The organism is Microbacterium sp. ProA8 (genome assembly GCF_039905635.1).
GTDB classification, from domain to species: Bacteria; Actinomycetota; Actinomycetes; order Actinomycetales; family Microbacteriaceae; genus Microbacterium; species Microbacterium chionoecetis.
On the sequence record NZ_CP157000.1, the window covers coordinates 1,531,237 to 1,547,745 of the forward strand.

16 protein-coding genes are annotated in these 16,509 nt (G+C 72.0%); 10 read left to right on the forward strand and 6 right to left on the reverse strand.

Features of this window, described 5'->3' with window-relative positions; genetic code table 11:
• Positions 1-255: 255 nt before the first annotated feature.
• A complete protein-coding gene (locus ABG085_RS06500) occupies positions 256-960 on the reverse strand; it encodes a YcnI family protein (protein WP_347978595.1) in 705 nt (234 codons plus the stop codon).
• Between the two features lie 142 nt (positions 961-1,102).
• Complete coding sequence (locus ABG085_RS06505; RefSeq protein WP_347978596.1) at positions 1,103-1,666, reverse strand: hypothetical protein; 564 nt, start codon at positions 1,664-1,666, stop codon at positions 1,103-1,105.
• Positions 1,667-1,761: 95 nt separating this feature from the next.
• Here ABG085_RS06505 and ABG085_RS06510 point away from each other — a divergent pair, with 95 nt between their 5' ends.
• The 3 genes from ABG085_RS06510 to ABG085_RS06520 all read left to right on the forward strand — a co-directional run bounded on the left by ABG085_RS06510 (position 1,762) and on the right by ABG085_RS06520 (position 4,882).
• Positions 1,762-3,057, forward strand: coding sequence for a site-2 protease family protein (locus tag ABG085_RS06510; RefSeq protein WP_347978597.1), 1,296 nt, complete (start codon positions 1,762-1,764; stop codon positions 3,055-3,057).
• A gap of 128 nt (positions 3,058-3,185) precedes the next feature.
• Positions 3,186-3,551, forward strand: a complete 366-nt coding sequence (locus ABG085_RS06515; protein WP_347978598.1) for a YciI family protein — start codon at positions 3,186-3,188, stop codon at positions 3,549-3,551.
• The gene (locus ABG085_RS06520) at positions 3,551-4,882 is read left to right on the forward strand and encodes a DUF6596 domain-containing protein (protein WP_347978599.1); all 1,332 of its coding nucleotides are present in this window, start codon (positions 3,551-3,553) and stop codon (positions 4,880-4,882) included. The genes ABG085_RS06515 and ABG085_RS06520 overlap by 1 nt, the downstream gene beginning before the upstream one ends.
• 73 nt (positions 4,883-4,955) lie before the next feature.
• Here ABG085_RS06520 and ABG085_RS06525 read toward each other — a convergent pair whose 3' ends face one another.
• The gene (locus tag ABG085_RS06525; RefSeq protein ID WP_347978600.1) at positions 4,956-6,923 is read right to left on the reverse strand and encodes a chorismate-binding protein; all 1,968 of its coding nucleotides are present in this window, start codon (positions 6,921-6,923) and stop codon (positions 4,956-4,958) included.
• A gap of 179 nt (positions 6,924-7,102) precedes the next feature.
• Positions 7,103-8,338 carry a low temperature requirement protein A gene (locus tag ABG085_RS06530; RefSeq protein WP_347978601.1) on the reverse strand — a complete coding sequence of 412 codons (1,236 nt, stop codon included), beginning with the start codon at positions 8,336-8,338 and terminating at the stop codon, positions 7,103-7,105.
• Here ABG085_RS06530 and ABG085_RS06535 point away from each other — a divergent pair.
• The 5 genes from ABG085_RS06535 to ABG085_RS06555 are packed head-to-tail and all read left to right on the forward strand — an operon-like array spanning position 8,337 to position 12,511.
• Entirely contained in the window at positions 8,337-8,468 is a 132-nt protein-coding gene (locus ABG085_RS06535; protein ID WP_347978602.1) for a hypothetical protein, read from the forward strand. The genes ABG085_RS06530 and ABG085_RS06535 overlap by 2 nt on opposite strands.
• A 9-nt stretch (positions 8,469-8,477) precedes the next feature.
• Positions 8,478-9,629 carry a flavodoxin-dependent (E)-4-hydroxy-3-methylbut-2-enyl-diphosphate synthase gene (gene ispG / locus ABG085_RS06540; protein WP_347978603.1) on the forward strand — a complete coding sequence of 384 codons (1,152 nt, stop codon included), beginning with the start codon at positions 8,478-8,480 and terminating at the stop codon, positions 9,627-9,629.
• A 16-nt stretch (positions 9,630-9,645) separates the two neighbouring features.
• Positions 9,646-10,527: a phosphotransferase gene (locus ABG085_RS06545; RefSeq protein ID WP_347978604.1), complete on the forward strand. Its 882-nt coding sequence runs from the start codon at positions 9,646-9,648 to the stop codon at positions 10,525-10,527.
• Between the two features lie 38 nt (positions 10,528-10,565).
• Positions 10,566-11,312, forward strand: coding sequence for a metallophosphoesterase family protein (locus tag ABG085_RS06550; RefSeq protein ID WP_347978605.1), 747 nt, complete (start codon positions 10,566-10,568; stop codon positions 11,310-11,312).
• Entirely contained in the window at positions 11,309-12,511 is a 1,203-nt protein-coding gene (locus tag ABG085_RS06555) for a benzoate/H(+) symporter BenE family transporter (RefSeq protein ID WP_347978606.1), read from the forward strand. The genes ABG085_RS06550 and ABG085_RS06555 overlap by 4 nt, the downstream gene beginning before the upstream one ends.
• Before the next feature lie 12 nt (positions 12,512-12,523).
• Here the strand turns inward: ABG085_RS06555 and pcp are convergent, their stop codons facing one another.
• Both pcp and ABG085_RS06565 read right to left on the reverse strand, forming a co-directional pair.
• Positions 12,524-13,159 (reverse strand): pyroglutamyl-peptidase I, encoded by a 636-nt coding sequence (gene pcp / locus ABG085_RS06560; protein WP_347978607.1) that lies wholly within the window; start codon positions 13,157-13,159, stop codon positions 12,524-12,526.
• A 9-nt stretch (positions 13,160-13,168) separates the two neighbouring features.
• Positions 13,169-14,611 (reverse strand): RNB domain-containing ribonuclease, encoded by a 1,443-nt coding sequence (locus ABG085_RS06565; RefSeq protein ID WP_347978608.1) that lies wholly within the window; start codon positions 14,609-14,611, stop codon positions 13,169-13,171.
• 119 nt (positions 14,612-14,730) lie between these two features.
• On the opposite strand from ABG085_RS06565, the gene ABG085_RS06570 reads away from it, so the two are divergent.
• Positions 14,731-15,267: an RNA polymerase sigma factor gene (locus tag ABG085_RS06570; protein WP_347978609.1), complete on the forward strand. Its 537-nt coding sequence runs from the start codon at positions 14,731-14,733 to the stop codon at positions 15,265-15,267.
• On the forward strand, positions 15,264-16,478 hold the full coding sequence (locus tag ABG085_RS06575; protein ID WP_347978610.1) for a hypothetical protein: 1,215 nt from the start codon (positions 15,264-15,266) through the stop codon (positions 16,476-16,478). The genes ABG085_RS06570 and ABG085_RS06575 overlap by 4 nt, the downstream gene beginning before the upstream one ends.
• The last annotated feature ends 31 nt before the right edge of the window (positions 16,479-16,509 follow it).

The window sequence follows — 16,509 nt, forward strand, 5'->3', positions numbered from 1 at the left end:
GGCGCCCGCGCCCCGACGGGCGTCGGATCGAGGGCGTGGGGGAGGCGGCGAGACAAAACGCCTCGAGTCAACGGACTGCGCCGGGTGCGGGGCGTTTCGTCTCGCTCGTTCCTCGCTCGCTCAACGACCGGGGCCAGTTGCAGCGTCTCGTTTCGCTCGCTCAACGACCGGGGCCCGTGCAGCGTTTCGTCCCCCCGCCCGACGACCGGGAAGCCCCCGCGGGCCACGGCGTGGCACCGCGGGGGCTCGGGCGGGTCAGGCCTTTCGGCGTCCGCGCACCAGGACGATCACGAGCGCTGCGAGTCCGGCGGCGAGCCCGCCGGCGGCGAGCCAGCGCGCCACCGGGTCGGGGGAGGAGACGGATGCCGCATCCCCCGTACCCGACGAGGCCGCGGCATCCTCGTCGGACGTGTGCTCGGTGGCCCCGGCGGTGTCGTGGCCGGTGTCGGCCGCGACGGCGCCCACCTCGACCAGCGGCGCCGGCGCGTCGAGGTCGTCAGGATCCTCCCCCTCTTCGGCGATCTGCGTCCACGCCGTCTCGCCCTCGGCGCACGTCTGGGTCACCGGGAAGGCGAGCGTCGTGCCGGCCGCGTCCTCGGTGAAGAGCACATCCATCGAGACGGTCGCCTTGAGGCCGTCCTCGACGGGAGTGGCGGCGGTGTAGACGACGCGGGTCGGCACGCCGTCCGCGCCGAGTTCGCGCGTGATGCTCCAGCCGCCCTGGACAGCCGGCGTCACGTTGCCGACTCCGTCGGGGATGTCGATGGCAAGCGCGGTCGTGGGGGAGCCGTCGCAGCCGTGCGAGAACGAGAACGCGAGCGTCTCGGTGCCGCCGGCGGACGCCGTCCCGGGGTTCACGTGGACGTGCGCGGAGGCGGCGAGCGGAACACCGAGCGCCAGGGCGAGACCGGCGGTCGCACCGATCGCGATGCGGCGGCTGCGGGACAGGGGGGAGTGCATGGTCATGAGTGTGCTTTCGTCTTTCGTCGGGGTGGTCGGCGCGGACGGCCGACCGACGCATCGCGGCGAGTGCGCGTACGCGAGTGAACCCGGCGCGCGCATCGGACGCGGCCGGCGACGGGTGCGGCGCGCGAGGCGCCGCTCAGACGAAGGCGGGCGGTCCGCGCCGGGAGACGTCGGACAGGAGGATGCGCGGAGGCGCGCCGAGGGCGCGTGACTGCGAGGCAGTGAGCCTGGGCGCGGCCACGCGCGGCGCGATGCCCCGGAGCCGCGTGAAGATCGATCGGATGCCGCTGCCCAGGGCGCGCAGCATCCGCTCTCCGCCGTGGAGTGCCAGGAGGGTGCCGAACGCGGCGAGCACATGGGCGGCGAGCATCGGGGCGTCGGGGACGACGACGGCGCTCAGATCGCCGCCGAGGTGGGTCACATGGTGCCCGTGCAGGGCCGCCGCATCCGCGTCTGCCGTGACGGCGAAGGCGAGGTGGAAGAGCGCCTGGCTCGCCAGCACGGTCGCACCCACCCGCCACGCGGACAGGCGCCGCCCGATCACGCCGACCGCGAACGGCGAGGCGAGGACGCCGACGGCGGCCACCAGCGCGGGGGAGGGCGCTCCGCCGCCCGCGAGCGTGTGGGCGGTGGCGGCGACGACGGTCGCACCCCAGGCGGCGGCAGTGCCGCGCAGCGCGCGCACATGGCGTGGGGTCACGGCTCCTCCTCGTCTCGAGCCTAGGGGAGGAGCGCGACACCGCTCGCGTGCACCGTCACACCCAACTCAAAGCATCACGCGGGTACCGTGGGCGTGTGGAGATCCTCGCGTTCGTCATCGGTGTCGTGCTCATGGTCGTGGGCCTCGCCGTGTCGATCGCGCTGCACGAGCTCGGCCACCTGTGGCCCGCCAAGAAGTTCGGCGTCCGCGTCGGTCAGTACATGATCGGCTTCGGGCCCACGCTGTGGTCGCGCCGCTTCCGCGGCACCGAGTACGGCTTCAAGGCCTTCCCGCTGGGCGGCTACATCTCGATGGCGGGGATGTATCCGCCCTCTCCCCAGGCCGCGACCCGAGGTGGACGCGCCGCCGGCGGCTTCTTCGCCACGATGGTGCAGGACGCCCGCGACGCCAACGACGAAACGGTGCACGGGGACGACGACGCACACGTCTTCTACCGGCTGCCCGTCTGGAAGCGCATCGTCGTGATGCTCGGCGGCCCGACCATGAACCTCCTGTTCGCGATGGTCCTGTTCGCGATCCTCCTGACCGGCATCGGCGTGCAGACCGCGACGACCACCGTGGCCCGGCTCTCGGAGTGCGTCCCGACGACGAGCTCGAGCGAATGCGCCGAGTCCGCGCCGGCCGCCCCCGCCGAGGAGGCGGGCATCCAGGCCGGCGACACGATCGTGTCCATCGACGGGGAGCCGGTCGCCGACTTCGACGAGGCGTCCGCCATCATCCGCTCCTCACCCGGCGAGCAGCTGACGTTCGTCGTCGAGCGCGACGGCACCGAGCAGACCCTGCAGGTGACGCCCGCGACGATCCAGGCCGAGGTGACCTCAGCCGACGGCACGACGACCACCGAGGAGGTCGGCTTCGTCGGCATCGGCCCATCCGTCGACTACGTCACGCAGCCGATCTGGGCCGGACCGCAGATGGCGCTGCAGAACGTCGGAGCCGTCGCGGGGATCATCTGGCAGCTTCCCGCGAAGGTGTGGGAGACGGGCGTCGACCTCGTCACCGGCGAAGAGCGCGACCCGAACGGCCCGCTCAGCATCGTGGGGGCCGGGCGGCTCTCGGGCGAGGTGGCCGCAGCGGACTCGCCGGTCCTGAACCGGGTCGCCGGCTTCCTCTCGCTCCTGGCGTCGCTCAACATCGCCCTCTTCGTCTTCAACCTCATCCCGCTGCTGCCGCTGGACGGCGGGCACGTCGCCGTCGCGCTGTGGGACGGTCTCAAGCGCGCATGGGCGAAGCTGTTCAACCGGCCGCCGCCGAAGCCGGTCGATGCGACCAAGCTCGTGCCGGTCACCTTCGCCGTCTTCATCGCGCTGCTCGTCATGGGCGGCATCCTGATCCTCGCCGACCTCTTCAACCCGGTCTCGCTGATCTGACGCCGGGTGCCTCGGCCTTCCTGAGGATCTTCGCCTGCGTTCTGAGGAATCTTCGTCGTCCTGTCGAAATCGGCCTTGTCCGTTCGCTGTGGGGATGCAACGGTTCCACTGATGAAAGGACGACGACCGTGAAGTACGTGATCATGTTCACCTCGACACCGGAGCTCGACGACGCCGTGCCCGAGGAACGCGCCAAAGAGGTGTACGGGCGGATCTGGGACTGGTTCCAGACCAACTCCGACAAGATCTCCGACGGCGGCGCCGAGCTGATGCCGGTCTCGACGGCGACGACCGTGAAGTACGGGCCGGACGGGCCGGTCGTCGTCGACGGCCCGTTCTCGGAGGCCAAGGAGGTCGTCGGCGGGTTCAGCGTGCTGGACGTTCCCGACCTCGACGACGCGATCGCCCTGGTCAAGACCTGGCCCTCGATGGAGCTGCCCGGCATCGCGATCGAGATCCGCCCCATGGTGACCGACTACAGCCAGTTCGAGTGATGGCCGAACGGGTCCCCGCGCCTCCTCCGGACGCCGCCGGCGCGCCGTACGGAGATCCCGGGCGCGTGGGCCCGGCCGCGGTCGGCCCGCACGCGGATGACCCGGACGCGGGGGAGCACGTCGCGGCATCCGACCGCCTGCTCGCCGCGGTGGTGCGCGAGGAGTCCGCGCGCATCACCGCGGCGCTCACCCTGTCGTTCGGCAGCTTCGACATCGCCGAGGAGGCCGTGGCCGAGGCGGTGGAGGAGGGGCTGCGCGACTGGCGGGCGCGGGGCATCCCGCCGAAGCCCGGCGCCTGGCTGATGCAGGCGGCACGGCACAACGCGCTGGATCGGGTCCGCCGGGACCGCGTGCTGCGAGACCGCGTGCTGCCGGACCGCGCCACGCTGCTCGCACCGGGGACGTCGGCCGGCGGGGCGGCGGCCGACGAGCGGCTGCCGCTGCTGTTCGGCTGCTGCCACCCGGCGCTCGCACCTGATGCGCAGCTCGCCCTGACCCTGCGGGCGGTGTGCGGGCTGACCACCGCGCAGATCGCCCGGGCGACGTTCTCGACCGAGGCGACCACCGGACAGCGGATCTCGCGCGCGAAGCGCAAGATCGCCGCCAGCGGCATCCCGCTGCGGGTTCCCGAAGGGGCGGACGCCGCCGCGCGGCTCGACCTCGTGCTCACCATCGTGTCGGTGATGTACAGCGAGGCGCACTTCGTGCCGGGAGCGGATGCCGCGGCCGACCGCGATCTCGCCGATGACGCGCTGTGGCTGGCGCGGGTGGTCGCCGAGGCCCTGCCGCGTGCCGCCGAGGCGCAGGGCGTCCTGGCGCTCCTGCAGTTCCATCGCGCCCGGGAATCCGCGCGGTCGGTGGACGGGGAGCTGGTGCTCCTGGCCGACCAGGACCGCTCGCGGTGGGACGCCGCACTCCTCCGGAAGGCGCATGAGTCCCTCGAGCGCGCCGCACGGCTGCGCCGTCCGGGACGCTGGCAGCTGCACGCGGCGATCGCCGCGTGCCACGCGGATGCCCCGGACGCACCGTCGACCGACTGGCTGCAGGTGCTGACGCTCTACGACATGCTGCTCGCCTACGATCGCTCGCCGGTGGTGCGGCTCAATCGCGCCGTCGCGCTGGCCCGGGTCGAGGGGCCGGCCGTCGCACTCGCCGAGGTCGAGGGGCTGGAGGCTCCGCTGGCGCGGTCGCACCTCTGGCACGCCCTGCGCGCGTCGCTGCTGCGGGAGCTCGGCCGCGACGACGAAGCTCTCGCTGCGGACGTCCGCGCGCTCGAGCTCACGGCGAACGAGGCCGAGCGGCGCCTGCTCGCAGCCCGCGCCGGCCGCTGAGCCGCGGCATCCGTCTGCCTCGCGCGTCGTCGGCGCGCACGACCGGGGCCGAACGGACGGCGGATGCCTCGGCTCAGGCGCTGACGGGCGTGAGCGCCTGTGCGACCAGGCGCTGCAGCGTCGTCATGCCGTCGCGCGACAGGATCGACTCCAGGTGGCCCTGCACGGACGCGAAGCCCGGTCCGCGCAGCGCGTAGACATCGCCCATGGCATCGGCCGCGATCTCCGCCTCGCCGGCGCGCGTGGTGCCGGCGGGCACACGGGCCGTGAAGGTGTTGTAGAAGCCGATGGATGCCGGCGTCCCGAAGACGTCGACGGACTTCTGCAGTCCCTGGTGCGGCGCGTCGAGCGGTGCGAGACCGATCCCGAAGGTGTCGGCGAGGATCTGGTGGCTGAGGCACACGGCGAGGAGCGGCCGGCCGGCTTCGCGTCGTCGCGCGACGACCTCCCGCATACGACGGATGCGAGGGCTCGACGCGTCCCGCGGGTCGCCCGGCCCCGGTCCGGAGACCAGCAGCTCGGCGCCATCGACCTGGGAGTCGGTGACCGCGTCCCACGGCGCGATCTCGACGTCGAGTCCGAGATGGCGGAGCTGGTGCGCGAGCATCGTGGTGAAGCGATCCTCGGCGTCCACGACGAGTGCCGACCGGCCCGCGAACGGTGCGGGGCCGTCGGCGCCCTGCGGGTTCAGCCAGAACTCGGCGAGGCGCCCGTTGCGCGAGGCCAGCAGCTCGGCGATCGCCGGGTCGTCTGCGAGCCGGCGCGGGGCGGGAGCAGGGGCGTCCTCGTCGATGACGTAGGCCGCCGCCGCATCCGCCACGGCGACGTTCGTCACCGCGGCGACGGCGGCTTCTGCCGCCGCGTCACGGGGAACGGCGCCGATCGCGCCGAGCACTCCGGCCGCCTTCCCGTGCGTCTCGCCGACCTCGCCGTAGGGGTCGGAGTGGCGGACCAGCGTCGCGCCCACCGGGACGCGCAGGCGGCCGTCCTGGAGGTAGGCGGTGCGGATCAGGATCGGGGCGTCGAGGTCGTGCGTCGCCTCGTCGGCGGCGAGTGTCAGGCGCGGGGTGAACAGCGCCGCCACGCCGGAGTAGTAGCCGCGGGGCGTCGTCTCGTGCCGGCTGATGACGGTGCAGGCGTTCTGCATCGGGGAGCCGGTCACGGTCGGCGCGAACATCGTCTCGCGGAGGATGTCGCGGGGATCCAGCCGGCTGCGTCCCCGCAGGACGTACTCGGTGTGTGTGAGCCGCGACATCTCCTTGAGATGCGGGCCGGTGATGCGGCCGCCGTCGGAGCAGACGGCGCTCATCATCTTGAGCTCCTCGTCGACGACCATGAACAGCTCCTCGGTCTCCTTCGTGGAGCGGAGGAACTCGGTGAGCGTCTCGGCGGTCGCGCCCCCGGCCGGGTGGCGGAACGTCCCCGAGATCGGGTTCATGGTGACGACGCCGTCACGGGCGCTGACATGCGCCTCGGGGCTCGCGCCGACGGCGACATGGCCCGGGGTGACGACCGCGAAGGTCCAGTAGGCGCCCCGCTCGTGCTCGAGGAGAGCCCGGAACCACGTGAGGGCGGCGGTGGCGGCATCCGTCGACACGCCCGCGGTGAAGTCGCGGCGGATGACGAAATTGGCGCCCTCGCCCCGCCCGATCTCGTCGGCGATCACCCGCCGGACGATGTCGGCGTACTCCTCGTCGGCGATGTCGAAGCCCGCGTCCTGCAGGGCCACCGGCTCGGTCGGCAGCTGCGCGAGCGCCTCCTCACGGGGGAGCGCCGTCCGCTCGCGGACGATGAGGCAGCGCAGCGGCGCGCCGTCGTCGTGGCACTCGAACCCGCGCTCGCGGACTTGGCGGAACGGCACCAGCGCCAGCACCTCTCGGGGTGCTCCCGTGTCATCGGCGAGCGGGATGTCGGACAGCAGGTCGACGTCGACGACGTCTCCCGTGAGCAGCTCGACGGTCGCGTCATCACGGGCGATGAGGGCGAAGGGGATGCCGCGGTCGGCGATCTCGCGGAGCGAGGGGTGGGCGGGCCCGGTCATGGCTGTGGTTCTTTCGTCGTGGGGGAGGCATCCCTTACGAAGAAGAAGACCGCCCCGAGGGCGGTCTGGGTCGCGCGAAACCCACCGCCTATGCGGTGAGCCACCAGGTGGTGAGGCGTGCGGACATGCGCCGAACCTACCACACCGCCCATGGCCCTCGTCGGCCGCCGTCGCGGACGTCACGTCTGCCGCGCGCGCTCCAGGATCTCGGCACCGTGACGCCAGCCGATCGTCTCGTAGCCGACCACCACCACGGCGGGCGCGCACGCGATGAGCAGCAGCGCCACTCCGAGTGACGCGCCCGCCAACACGGCGATGACGCTCGCGGCGAGGAACGCGACCGAGCCCACGTAGAGCCAGATGTGGAACGGATCGAACTGCATGACGGTCAGCGCGTAGATGCCGAACAGGAACGTCTCGTAGACGAGCACCGGGATCGCGATGCTCAGCACGGCGAACGTCTCATCGACGTGCGCGTGGTGTGAGATGACGTTCGCGGCGACGTGGAGTCCGGCGCCGACGGCGATCAGCGACCCGAAGACGAAGAGGTGCAGATATCCCCACGGGAACCCGCGCCAGCGATGATGCGTGAGCACCTCGCCGAACGGGATGACGAAGTAGCTCCACCACATGCCGAACGCCAGCGCGGTCCCGGCGAAGGCGATGAGGGCGGCCTCCATTGACCAGACGTCGTCCTGCACGACGGCGGAGATCGCGAGGATGGTGCCGAGGATCACCTCGCCCAGGGTGATGATGACGAGCAGGCCGTAGCGCTCCGCGATGTGGTGGGCATGCCAGGGCGTGGGTCCGAACCGCTTCTCGGCGAACAGCGGTCCCGCGAGTTCGAACAGCATGAGCAGCGTGGTGAACACCAGCGTCGTGCCGACGGGCAGGTTCAGGAAGATCAGCACGATCCAGCCGAGTTGGGCGATCGACACGTTGACGATGTACGCCAGACAGGTCTTGCGGCGCTTCTCGTCCTGCACGGCAGCGCGGATCCAGAGCGCGATGGTCGCCACGCGCATGACGACGTACCCGACCACCATGACGGTGTTGTCCAGGTAGTGGCCCTCGTCGATCGAGTGGAACACGTCCGGCACGCCGAGCGCCACGATCAGCACGCCGACCATCACGACCAGCGTCGAGACGCGGAAGTAGGCGTCGTCGGTGTCGTAGGCCGACGCCAGCCACGAGTAGTTGATCCACGCCCACGTGACGGCGAATGTCGAGAAGGCGAAGCCGATGAGGGCCGACGAGACGTGGCCGAGCTCCAGGTAGTGGGCCATCTGCGACGAGATCTGGCTGAAGGCGACGACGAACGTCAGGTCGAACAGCAGCTCCAGCGGGGTCGCTGCCCGATGGGCCTCGTTCGGGTCCCTGCCGGTCATGCGTCCGAGGTGGTGGCTCAGGCTCATGGCGGGAAAGATACACCGTCTGCGCGACGCACCTGCACGCGAGCGGGTCTCGTCGATCGCGGCATCCGCTCAGCACTTCGGCAGGCTCCTCCCCGGCGACGCCGGGCCTGGCGGGCTCCGCGCCGCGTAGGCTGGGGGCGTGCCAGCCGTCAATCTCGGGATGCCCAAGGTCCCCGAAACGCTCGCCCCCCGCCGCAAGACCCGCCAGATCAAGGTGGGCAAAGTGCTGGTGGGCGGCGACGCCCCGGTGAGCGTGCAGTCGATGACGACGACGCCCACGACCAACATCAACGCGACGCTCCAGCAGATCGCCGAGCTCACCGCCTCGGGCTGCGAGATCGTGCGCGTCGCGGTGCCGTCGCAGGACGACGCCGATGTGCTGCACATCATCGCGGCGAAGAGCCAGATCCCGGTGATCGCCGACATCCACTTCCAGCCCAAGTACGTGTTCCAGGCCATCGACGCCGGCTGCGGCGCGGTGCGCGTGAACCCGGGCAACATCCGCAAGTTCGACGATCAGGTGGGTGCGATCGCCGCCGCGGCGAAGGCCGCCGGGGTGTCGCTGCGCATCGGCGTCAACGCCGGTTCGCTCGACCGGCGCCTGCTGGAGAAGTACGGCAAGGCGACTCCCGAGGCGCTCGTCGAGAGCGCCGTGTGGGAGGCGTCCCTCTTCGAGGAGCACGACTTCCACGACTTCAAGATCTCGGTCAAGCACAACGACCCGATCGTCATGGTGAAGGCCTACCGGCTGCTCGCCGAGCGGGGCGACTGGCCGCTCCACCTCGGCGTGACCGAGGCCGGCCCCGCATTCCAGGGCACCATCAAGTCCGCGACGGCGTTCGGCATCCTGCTCTCCGAGGGCATCGGCGACACGATCCGGGTCTCGCTGTCGGCGCCGCCCGCCGAAGAGGTCAAGGTCGGCCACCAGATCCTGCAGTCCCTCAATCTGCGCGAGCGCAAGCTCGAGATCGTCTCGTGCCCGTCCTGCGGGCGTGCCCAGGTCGACGTCTACACGCTGGCCGACAACGTCACCGAGGGCCTCAAGGACATGACCGTGCCGCTGCGCGTGGCCGTCATGGGCTGCGTCGTCAACGGGCCGGGCGAAGCGCGCGAGGCCGACCTCGGCGTCGCCTCGGGCAACGGCAAGGGCCAGATCTTCGTGAAGGGGCAGGTCATCAAGACCGTGCCCGAGGCCGACATCGTCGCCACCCTCATCGAAGAGGCGAACCGCCTCGCCGCCGAGATGGGGCCTGACGCGGCGATCGGCACGGCGCAGGTCGTCACGTCCTGACGGTCTCGGCGAACTGATGGGCCTCGACCGGCTGTCGCTCGTGCAGCGGAGTCTGGTCGACGAGTGGATGCCGGGAGCCGAGGTCGTCGCCGACCTCAGCTGGAACCAGGTGGAGACGGTCGTCCTCCGGGTCCGCCACGGCGAGCGGGACCTGATCGTCAAGGCGTCCGGCGACGCCGACCACCACCTGGGCCGCGAGCTCGACGCTCACGAGGGCGGCTTCGTCGCGCCGTGGCAGCACGGCGGCGATGCGGCGCGTCTGCGGCACGCCGACCGCGCAGCACGTGTGCTGGTGCTCGACTGGCTGCCCGGCGTGCTCGCGTACCGGACGCCCGCGGGAGTGGACCCCGAGGTGCACCGGCGTGCGGGAGAGCTCCTGCGGCGGTTCCACGATCAGGCTTGCCGCCCGTCGGACGGAACGGATGCCGCGGCCACGCGCCGCGCCCTGCTCTGGCTCGACACAACCGACGCCATCGAGCCGGACATGCAGGTACGGCTGCGTCACGCGCTCGCCGCACTGCCGCCGGCCGAGGACGACCTCGTTCCGACGCACGGGGACTGGCAGCCTCGCAACTGGCTCGTCGACGGCGGCGTCGTGCGGGTGATCGACTTCGGGAGGTTCGCCTTCCGCCCCGCCGCGACGGACTTCGTGCGGCTCGCGGCACAGGAGTGGCGTGAGAGCCCCGCCTGCGAGACCGCGTTCTTCGAGGGATACGGCGACGATCCGAGGTTCGGCTCCGGCGCGTCCGACCGAGCCTCCGGGACGCCGCACTGGCTCCTCCTGCGGCTGCGCGAAGCCATCGGCACCGCCTGCTGGGCGCACCAGGTGGGCGACGCGGCGTTCGAGGCGCAGGGTCACCGGATGATCGCCGACGCGCTCGCCGAGTTCGAGCGCTGACGTCCGCTCTCGCTCCGCAGCCGTGGCATGATCCGAAGGTGCCCCTCGACCGGATCGCCGTCATCTCCGACGTCCATGGCAACCTGACTGCGCTGGAGGCGGTGCTCGGCGACATCGCCGGGCGCGGCATCCGACAGATCGTCAATCTCGGCGACAACATCGGCAAGGGCCCGCGGGGTGCGGCGGCCACCGACCGGGTGCGCGAGGCGTGCGAGGTCAACATCCGCGGCAACTGGGACGACTTCATCGATGCCGTCGGCGACGACCAGCCGGAGGAGATGCGCTGGTGGCGGGACGAGCTCTCGGTCGACCAGCGGCAGTGGCTCGGTGGTCTCGCGCTCAGCCACGACCTCGTGATGAGCGGCCGGCGCATCCGGCTGTTCCACGCGTCGGCCGAGAGCCCGCATGTCCGGGTGCACTTCCATCACACCGACGAGGAGTTCGACGGCATGTTCCGCGCCACCCCGATGACCGGCGACGGCCCCGCGCCGACGGTCGTCGGCTACGGCGACATCCACGATGCGTACATCGAGTCGCGCGACGGCCGCACCCTCTTCAACACCGGAAGCGTCGGCAATCCGCTCGACGAGCCGACGCCGAGCTATGTGATCCTCGAGGGCATCCGCGGCGCGACCGCCCCCGCGCCGTTCGAGGTGCGCTTCGTGCGGGTGCCGTACGACGTCGACGCCGAGATCGCCGTCGCGCACCAGGTCGGGATGCCCGCACGCGACGTCTGGGAGGTCGAGCTCCGCACCGCCGTCTACCGCGGACGGCAGAACGCATGAGCACCGCCGTGCCCGCGCCCCCGGACGCCGGCGCGCCGCTCTCGCGCCCCATCGTCGCGGGCATCGTGACCGCGCTGGTGGGTGTCACGAGCTCGTTCGCGGTCGTGCTGACGGGACTCGACGCTGTCGGCGCCACGCGTGCCCAGGCGGCGAGCGGACTGCTGGTGCTGTGCCTCACCATGGGCGCCTCAGCCATCCTGCTCGCCTGGCGGTACCGGATGCCGATCACGGTCGCCTGGTCCACGCCCGGGGCCGCCGTGCTCGCCGCGACGGGCTCGGTCGAGGGAGGATGGCCGGCGGCCGTGGGAGCCTTCCTCGTGACGTCGGCGCTCATCCTGCTGACGGCGCTGTGGCCGCAGTTGGGCCGGCTCATTGCCCGGATCCCGCCGTCCATCGCCCAGGCGATGCTCGCGGGTGTGCTGCTGCCGCTCTGCCTGGCACCGGTCAGCGGAATCGTGGTGAATCCGTGGGGCGTCATCCCCGTCCTGATCACCTGGCTGGTGTTCGTGCGGATCGCCCCCCGATGGGCCGTGCCGCTCGCGTTCGTCGCGGCATCCGTCGTCGTGGGAGTGGATGTCGCCCTCACGGGCGCGACGATCGACCCGGCGCTCCTCGTGCCGCGGCTCGAGTTCACGGCGCCCACGCTCACCTTCGGAGCCGTCGCCGGGCTGGCGCTGCCGCTCTTCCTCGTGACGATGGCATCGCAGAACGTGCCGGGTGTCGCGATCATGCGCAGCTTCGGCTATGCGGTGCCGTGGCGGCCGGCGATGCTCGTGACCGGCGTCGGCACCGCCATCGGCGCGACGGCGGGCGGGCACGCGATCAACCTCGCGGCGATCAGCGCCGCGCTCGCCGCGGCGCCCGACGCCGATCCCGACCCGAAGCGACGGTGGGTCGCCGGTGTGTCGACCGGTGCCGCCGGCATCGTGCTCGGCGGGCTTTCGGCGGCGCTGGTCGCGCTGGTGGTGGTGGCTCCGGCGGCCGTGATCCCGGCGGTCGCCGGCATCGCGCTGTTCGGTGCGTTCGGCTCGGCGGTGCAGCAGGCGATCGACGACCCGGGGGAGCGGCTGCCGGCTGTGGTGACATTCCTCGTCGCCGCATCGGGCATCGCGATCGCGGGCGTCAGCGCGGCGTTCTGGGCGCTGGTGGGCGGGCTCGTGGTGCGCGAAGTGCTCCATGCGGGGCGCCGCTCGCGCTGACGGCGGCGGGCGTCAGTGGAGCGTGCCGCCCGGCGTGGCGGCGTCGGCCGCCACCTCGACGCTCGTCCGCACGGCGATCTCGAGCCCCTGGGCGATGTCGGCGAGGGGGAGAGCGGCGGAATCGGCCGCCGGCGCGTGCTCCGCCGACCAGGGGACATGGACGAATCCGGCGCGGGTTCCGGTTGCCGCCGCTTCGAGCGCCGTGAAGAACACGTGGTTGCAGACGAACGTGCCCGCCGAGTACGACACCTCGGCAGGGATCCCCGCGGCGGCGATGCGCCGAGCGATCTCCTTCACCGGCAGCGTGGCGAAGTGCGCCGCCGCGGCGCCCGGCACGCTCGGCACGTCGACCGGCTGCTCGCCGTCGTTGTCGGGGATGCGGGCATCCACCAGGTTCACGGCGACCCGCTCCACCCCGATCGCTGCTCGTCCACCGGCGAGGCCGGCGCCGAGCACGATGTCGGGTCGGTGCGCGGCGAGGAGCTCCCTGAGGCGCCCCGCCGCACCGGCGAAGGTGACCGGCAGAACGGCGGTGACGAGCACGTCGGGTCCCTCCCAGCGGGAGGCGACGCGGTGGACCGCCTCCCCGGACGGGTTGACGGCGTCGCCGCCGAAGGGCTCGAACCCGGTCAGCAGCACGGTGGTCACGACACCACGCTAGGCGCTCGGCTCCAGGACGATCGCACCCGTCGCGATCGAGGCGCTTGTGAGACGCAGGTGCACGGTCTCTCCCGGAGCGGCGTCGAGCCCGCTCACCTTCGCCGTCACCGGAGGATCGGTCAGCTGAACGCGGGCGCCGTCGTTGCGCCGACCGAGCACCACCGCCTCGAAGACCTGCCCTTCATGCCGTGAGAGCAGCGCGGCCTCGACCCTGTCGAGCGTGGCGGCATCCAGCCGGTTCGCCACGCCGTCGCTGCGCGCCATGATCTTCGGAACGCTGGGAAGGCTCTCGCGCACCCACGCCGGAACCTCACGTTCATTCGCCAGCGCTTCGCACGTGACGAGAGACCAGCGATCGACCAGCCGGCGCAGGGGAGCGGTGGCGTGCGCGTACGGCGCGCCGATCGCGGCCTGCAGCGGGTCGGCGGGCGGTTCGCCGTCGAATGACACGTACCCGGCGCCGCGGAAAAGTCCGGCGGCGGCGTCCAGGATCGCCAGCGCGGCGGGCAGATCCCGGTCGAGCGCACGCAGATAGTCGCCGTACGAGACGTCTGCCGGCCAGGGGATGCCGAGCGCCACCGTCTGCGCACGGAACGCGGTGACGTCCTCGGGCTCGGCAGCAGGCATGGTGCGGAGGATGCCGACGCCGCCCCGGAGCATGAACTCTGCGGCCGCCATGCCCGTCAGCAGGGAGGCCTGCGCGTTCCAGTCCTCCACCGCCAACGGCGCCTCCCGTTCGAGGCGGTAGCCATCATCGTCGGCGACGATGCGGGCTTGCGGCACGTTGAGGCTCACACCGCCGCGCTCCGCCTCGCGTTCCCGGCGCAGCGGCCCGAACCAGGCGAGCGCCCGCAGCGCTTCCGGTGCGGTACCCGTGTCGATCGCGGCCTGCGCATCCACGTAGGTCCACTGAGCGCGCGAGCGGATCACCGCGCGGCGCAGGGTGGTCTCGACCGGTCGTGCGCCGTCGTCGAGCACGAAGCGCCAGACGAACGCGCGCCGCTCCCGCCCGGGCAGCAGCGAGGCGGCGTCCTCGCTGAGGGCGACGGGATGCAGCGGGATCCTGCCGTCGGCCGCGTACAGCGTCTGCCCCCGCAGACGCGCTTCGCCGTCGACGGCGCCGCCCGGTGTCACGAACGCCGGCAGATCGGCGATGGCGTAGTGGAGCACCGCCCCGGTCGCCGTGCGCTCGAGATGCAGCGCCTGATCGAGATCGGTGGAGCCCGCGGGGTCGATCGTGAGGAACTCGACGTCGCGCAGGTCGTCGAGGTGCGCGAGGGCCGGTTCGGTCGGGACGCTTGCCACCGCCTGCTGTGCCTCGGCCTCGACCTCCACCGGGAAGCCGGCCAGGAGATCGAGCTCCGTCCGCAGCTGCGCGAGCGATTCGATCAGGTCGTCGTGGGCCCGTGCCGGGACCACCCTTGGGCGACGTGCGGTCACCCGCTCAGTGTAGGCAGACGACAGGCCGCGTGCCTCCGCACCCTGCGGGTGGCCCAGCAGTCTGCGCTCGTCGCTCGGTGGGATATGAACCATCCACGCGAACGCGGACACTACAGAGTATGGAAGATGACGACGCCTCCCTCTGGGAGCGGGTCCTCGCCGGCGACGAGGCCGCGCTGGCGATGCTGTTCGACCGCCATGAGGCACGTCTCTTCCGGCACGCCCGCCGTCTGCTGACCGCGCGGGAGGATGCCAAGGATGCGGTGACTCTCGGGTTCTTCGAGCTCTGGCGCAAGCGCGAATCGGTGCGCCTCGTGGACGGCTCGCCACTGCCGTGGCTGCTGAACACCGTCTCGAACTGCGCCCGCAATCTCGAGCGCTCCGGCCGCCGCTACCGGTCGCTCCTGGCCCGGACGCCGGTCGCCGCGAACCCCGGAGCACCCGATGGACCGGACGAGACCGGTGTGCTCGCCGCCCTGAAGAGGCTGCCCGCCCGCGAGCAGAGCGTCGTCGTGCTGACCGTCCTCGAGGGTTATCCCGACCGGGCGGCGGCGGAGACGCTCGGCATCCCTGTGGGCACCGTGAAGTCGCGGCTGGCCCGCGCCAAGGCCAAGCTACGCGAAGACATGGCTTCGATCGAGGGAGCATGGGCATGAACGACGACCTCACCCCGAGCGAGCGCATCGAGATGCGCGATCTCGTTCTGGCGGGCGCCCAGCGCATCCGCCCCGCGGGCAAGCGCCAGATGCGCATCGCCGCCGGCGCGATCGCGCTCGTGCTGATCGGCGTCGTGAGCGGGGGAGCCATCACGACGGCCGCACTGCTCGGCTCGGACGCGCGGCCGGCGCCCGCGCCCACGACGAGCGAGACCCGGCCGGCGCCGTCTCCGTCTCCGTCGCCGACCCTCGAGACGACGCCCACCCCGACCCCCACTCCGACACCCGCACCCAGCACTCCGGCGGCACCGGCCGCCGGCGTCACTCCGTTCGGCGGAGAATGTGGGAATGCCCTCGAGGAGGCGGACGTGGAGGCGGTCGCCAAGATCGACATGATGCTGTCGGACTACCGCTGGAAGACCGGCGCCAACGAGGTTCTCGGGGGAATCGACTGCGTCTGGGTCTCGGACGGCGTGTACCTGGCGGCCACCGCACACCTGATGGCCTATCCCGAGGCCGTGGTCGGCGACGCTCTGCGGTCGGGCACTGCGACCGGGTGCGTGCCCGTCACGGCGGACGGGACGCGCGTCGAGTGCACGGAGGCGGGCGTCGTCGGCGGCACATGGATGGTCGTCCGAGCCGGCGGCGAGAAGGATTCCGTGACGGCGGCTGGTGTCGCCGGGCTCTTCGGCGAGGCGTCGCGCAGGCTGGCCGATCACCCGGCCCCGAGCCCCGCGGCCCGCACGGCCGAGTGGTGGGCGCTGCCCGACTGCACCGCGATCGCCGCAGCGATCGACCCGGCGGTCTACGGCTTCGAGCGGATCGCACTGCTCGGGCAGAGCAGTGCCGGCGAGGCGACCGAGCGACTGGAGGGCATCGCGCTGTTCGCGGGAGTCACGAACTGGTGCGAGCTGCATTTCACCTCGGGGAGCGGAGACGCGACCTCGGGTGAGGTGGTTCGGATCGACGTCGTCCCCGGCGGCGCGATCGCCTTCCAGACGGCGCTCGATGCGACGGACGCTCAGCCGGTGACGGTCGACGGGGCACAGGGCGCCGTCGTCGCCCCCGGACTCGACCGTTACGAGGGATCCGGCTCCGTGATCGTCGCGACCGACGGCGTCAACGTCCTCATGGTGACTCCCGACATCATCCGGAGCACGACCGACGCACTGCCGCTCACCGCGGCGGTGCTCGCGCTGATGCGTCCCTGACTCCGGGAGGCGCCGAGGCGTACCCGCGGTG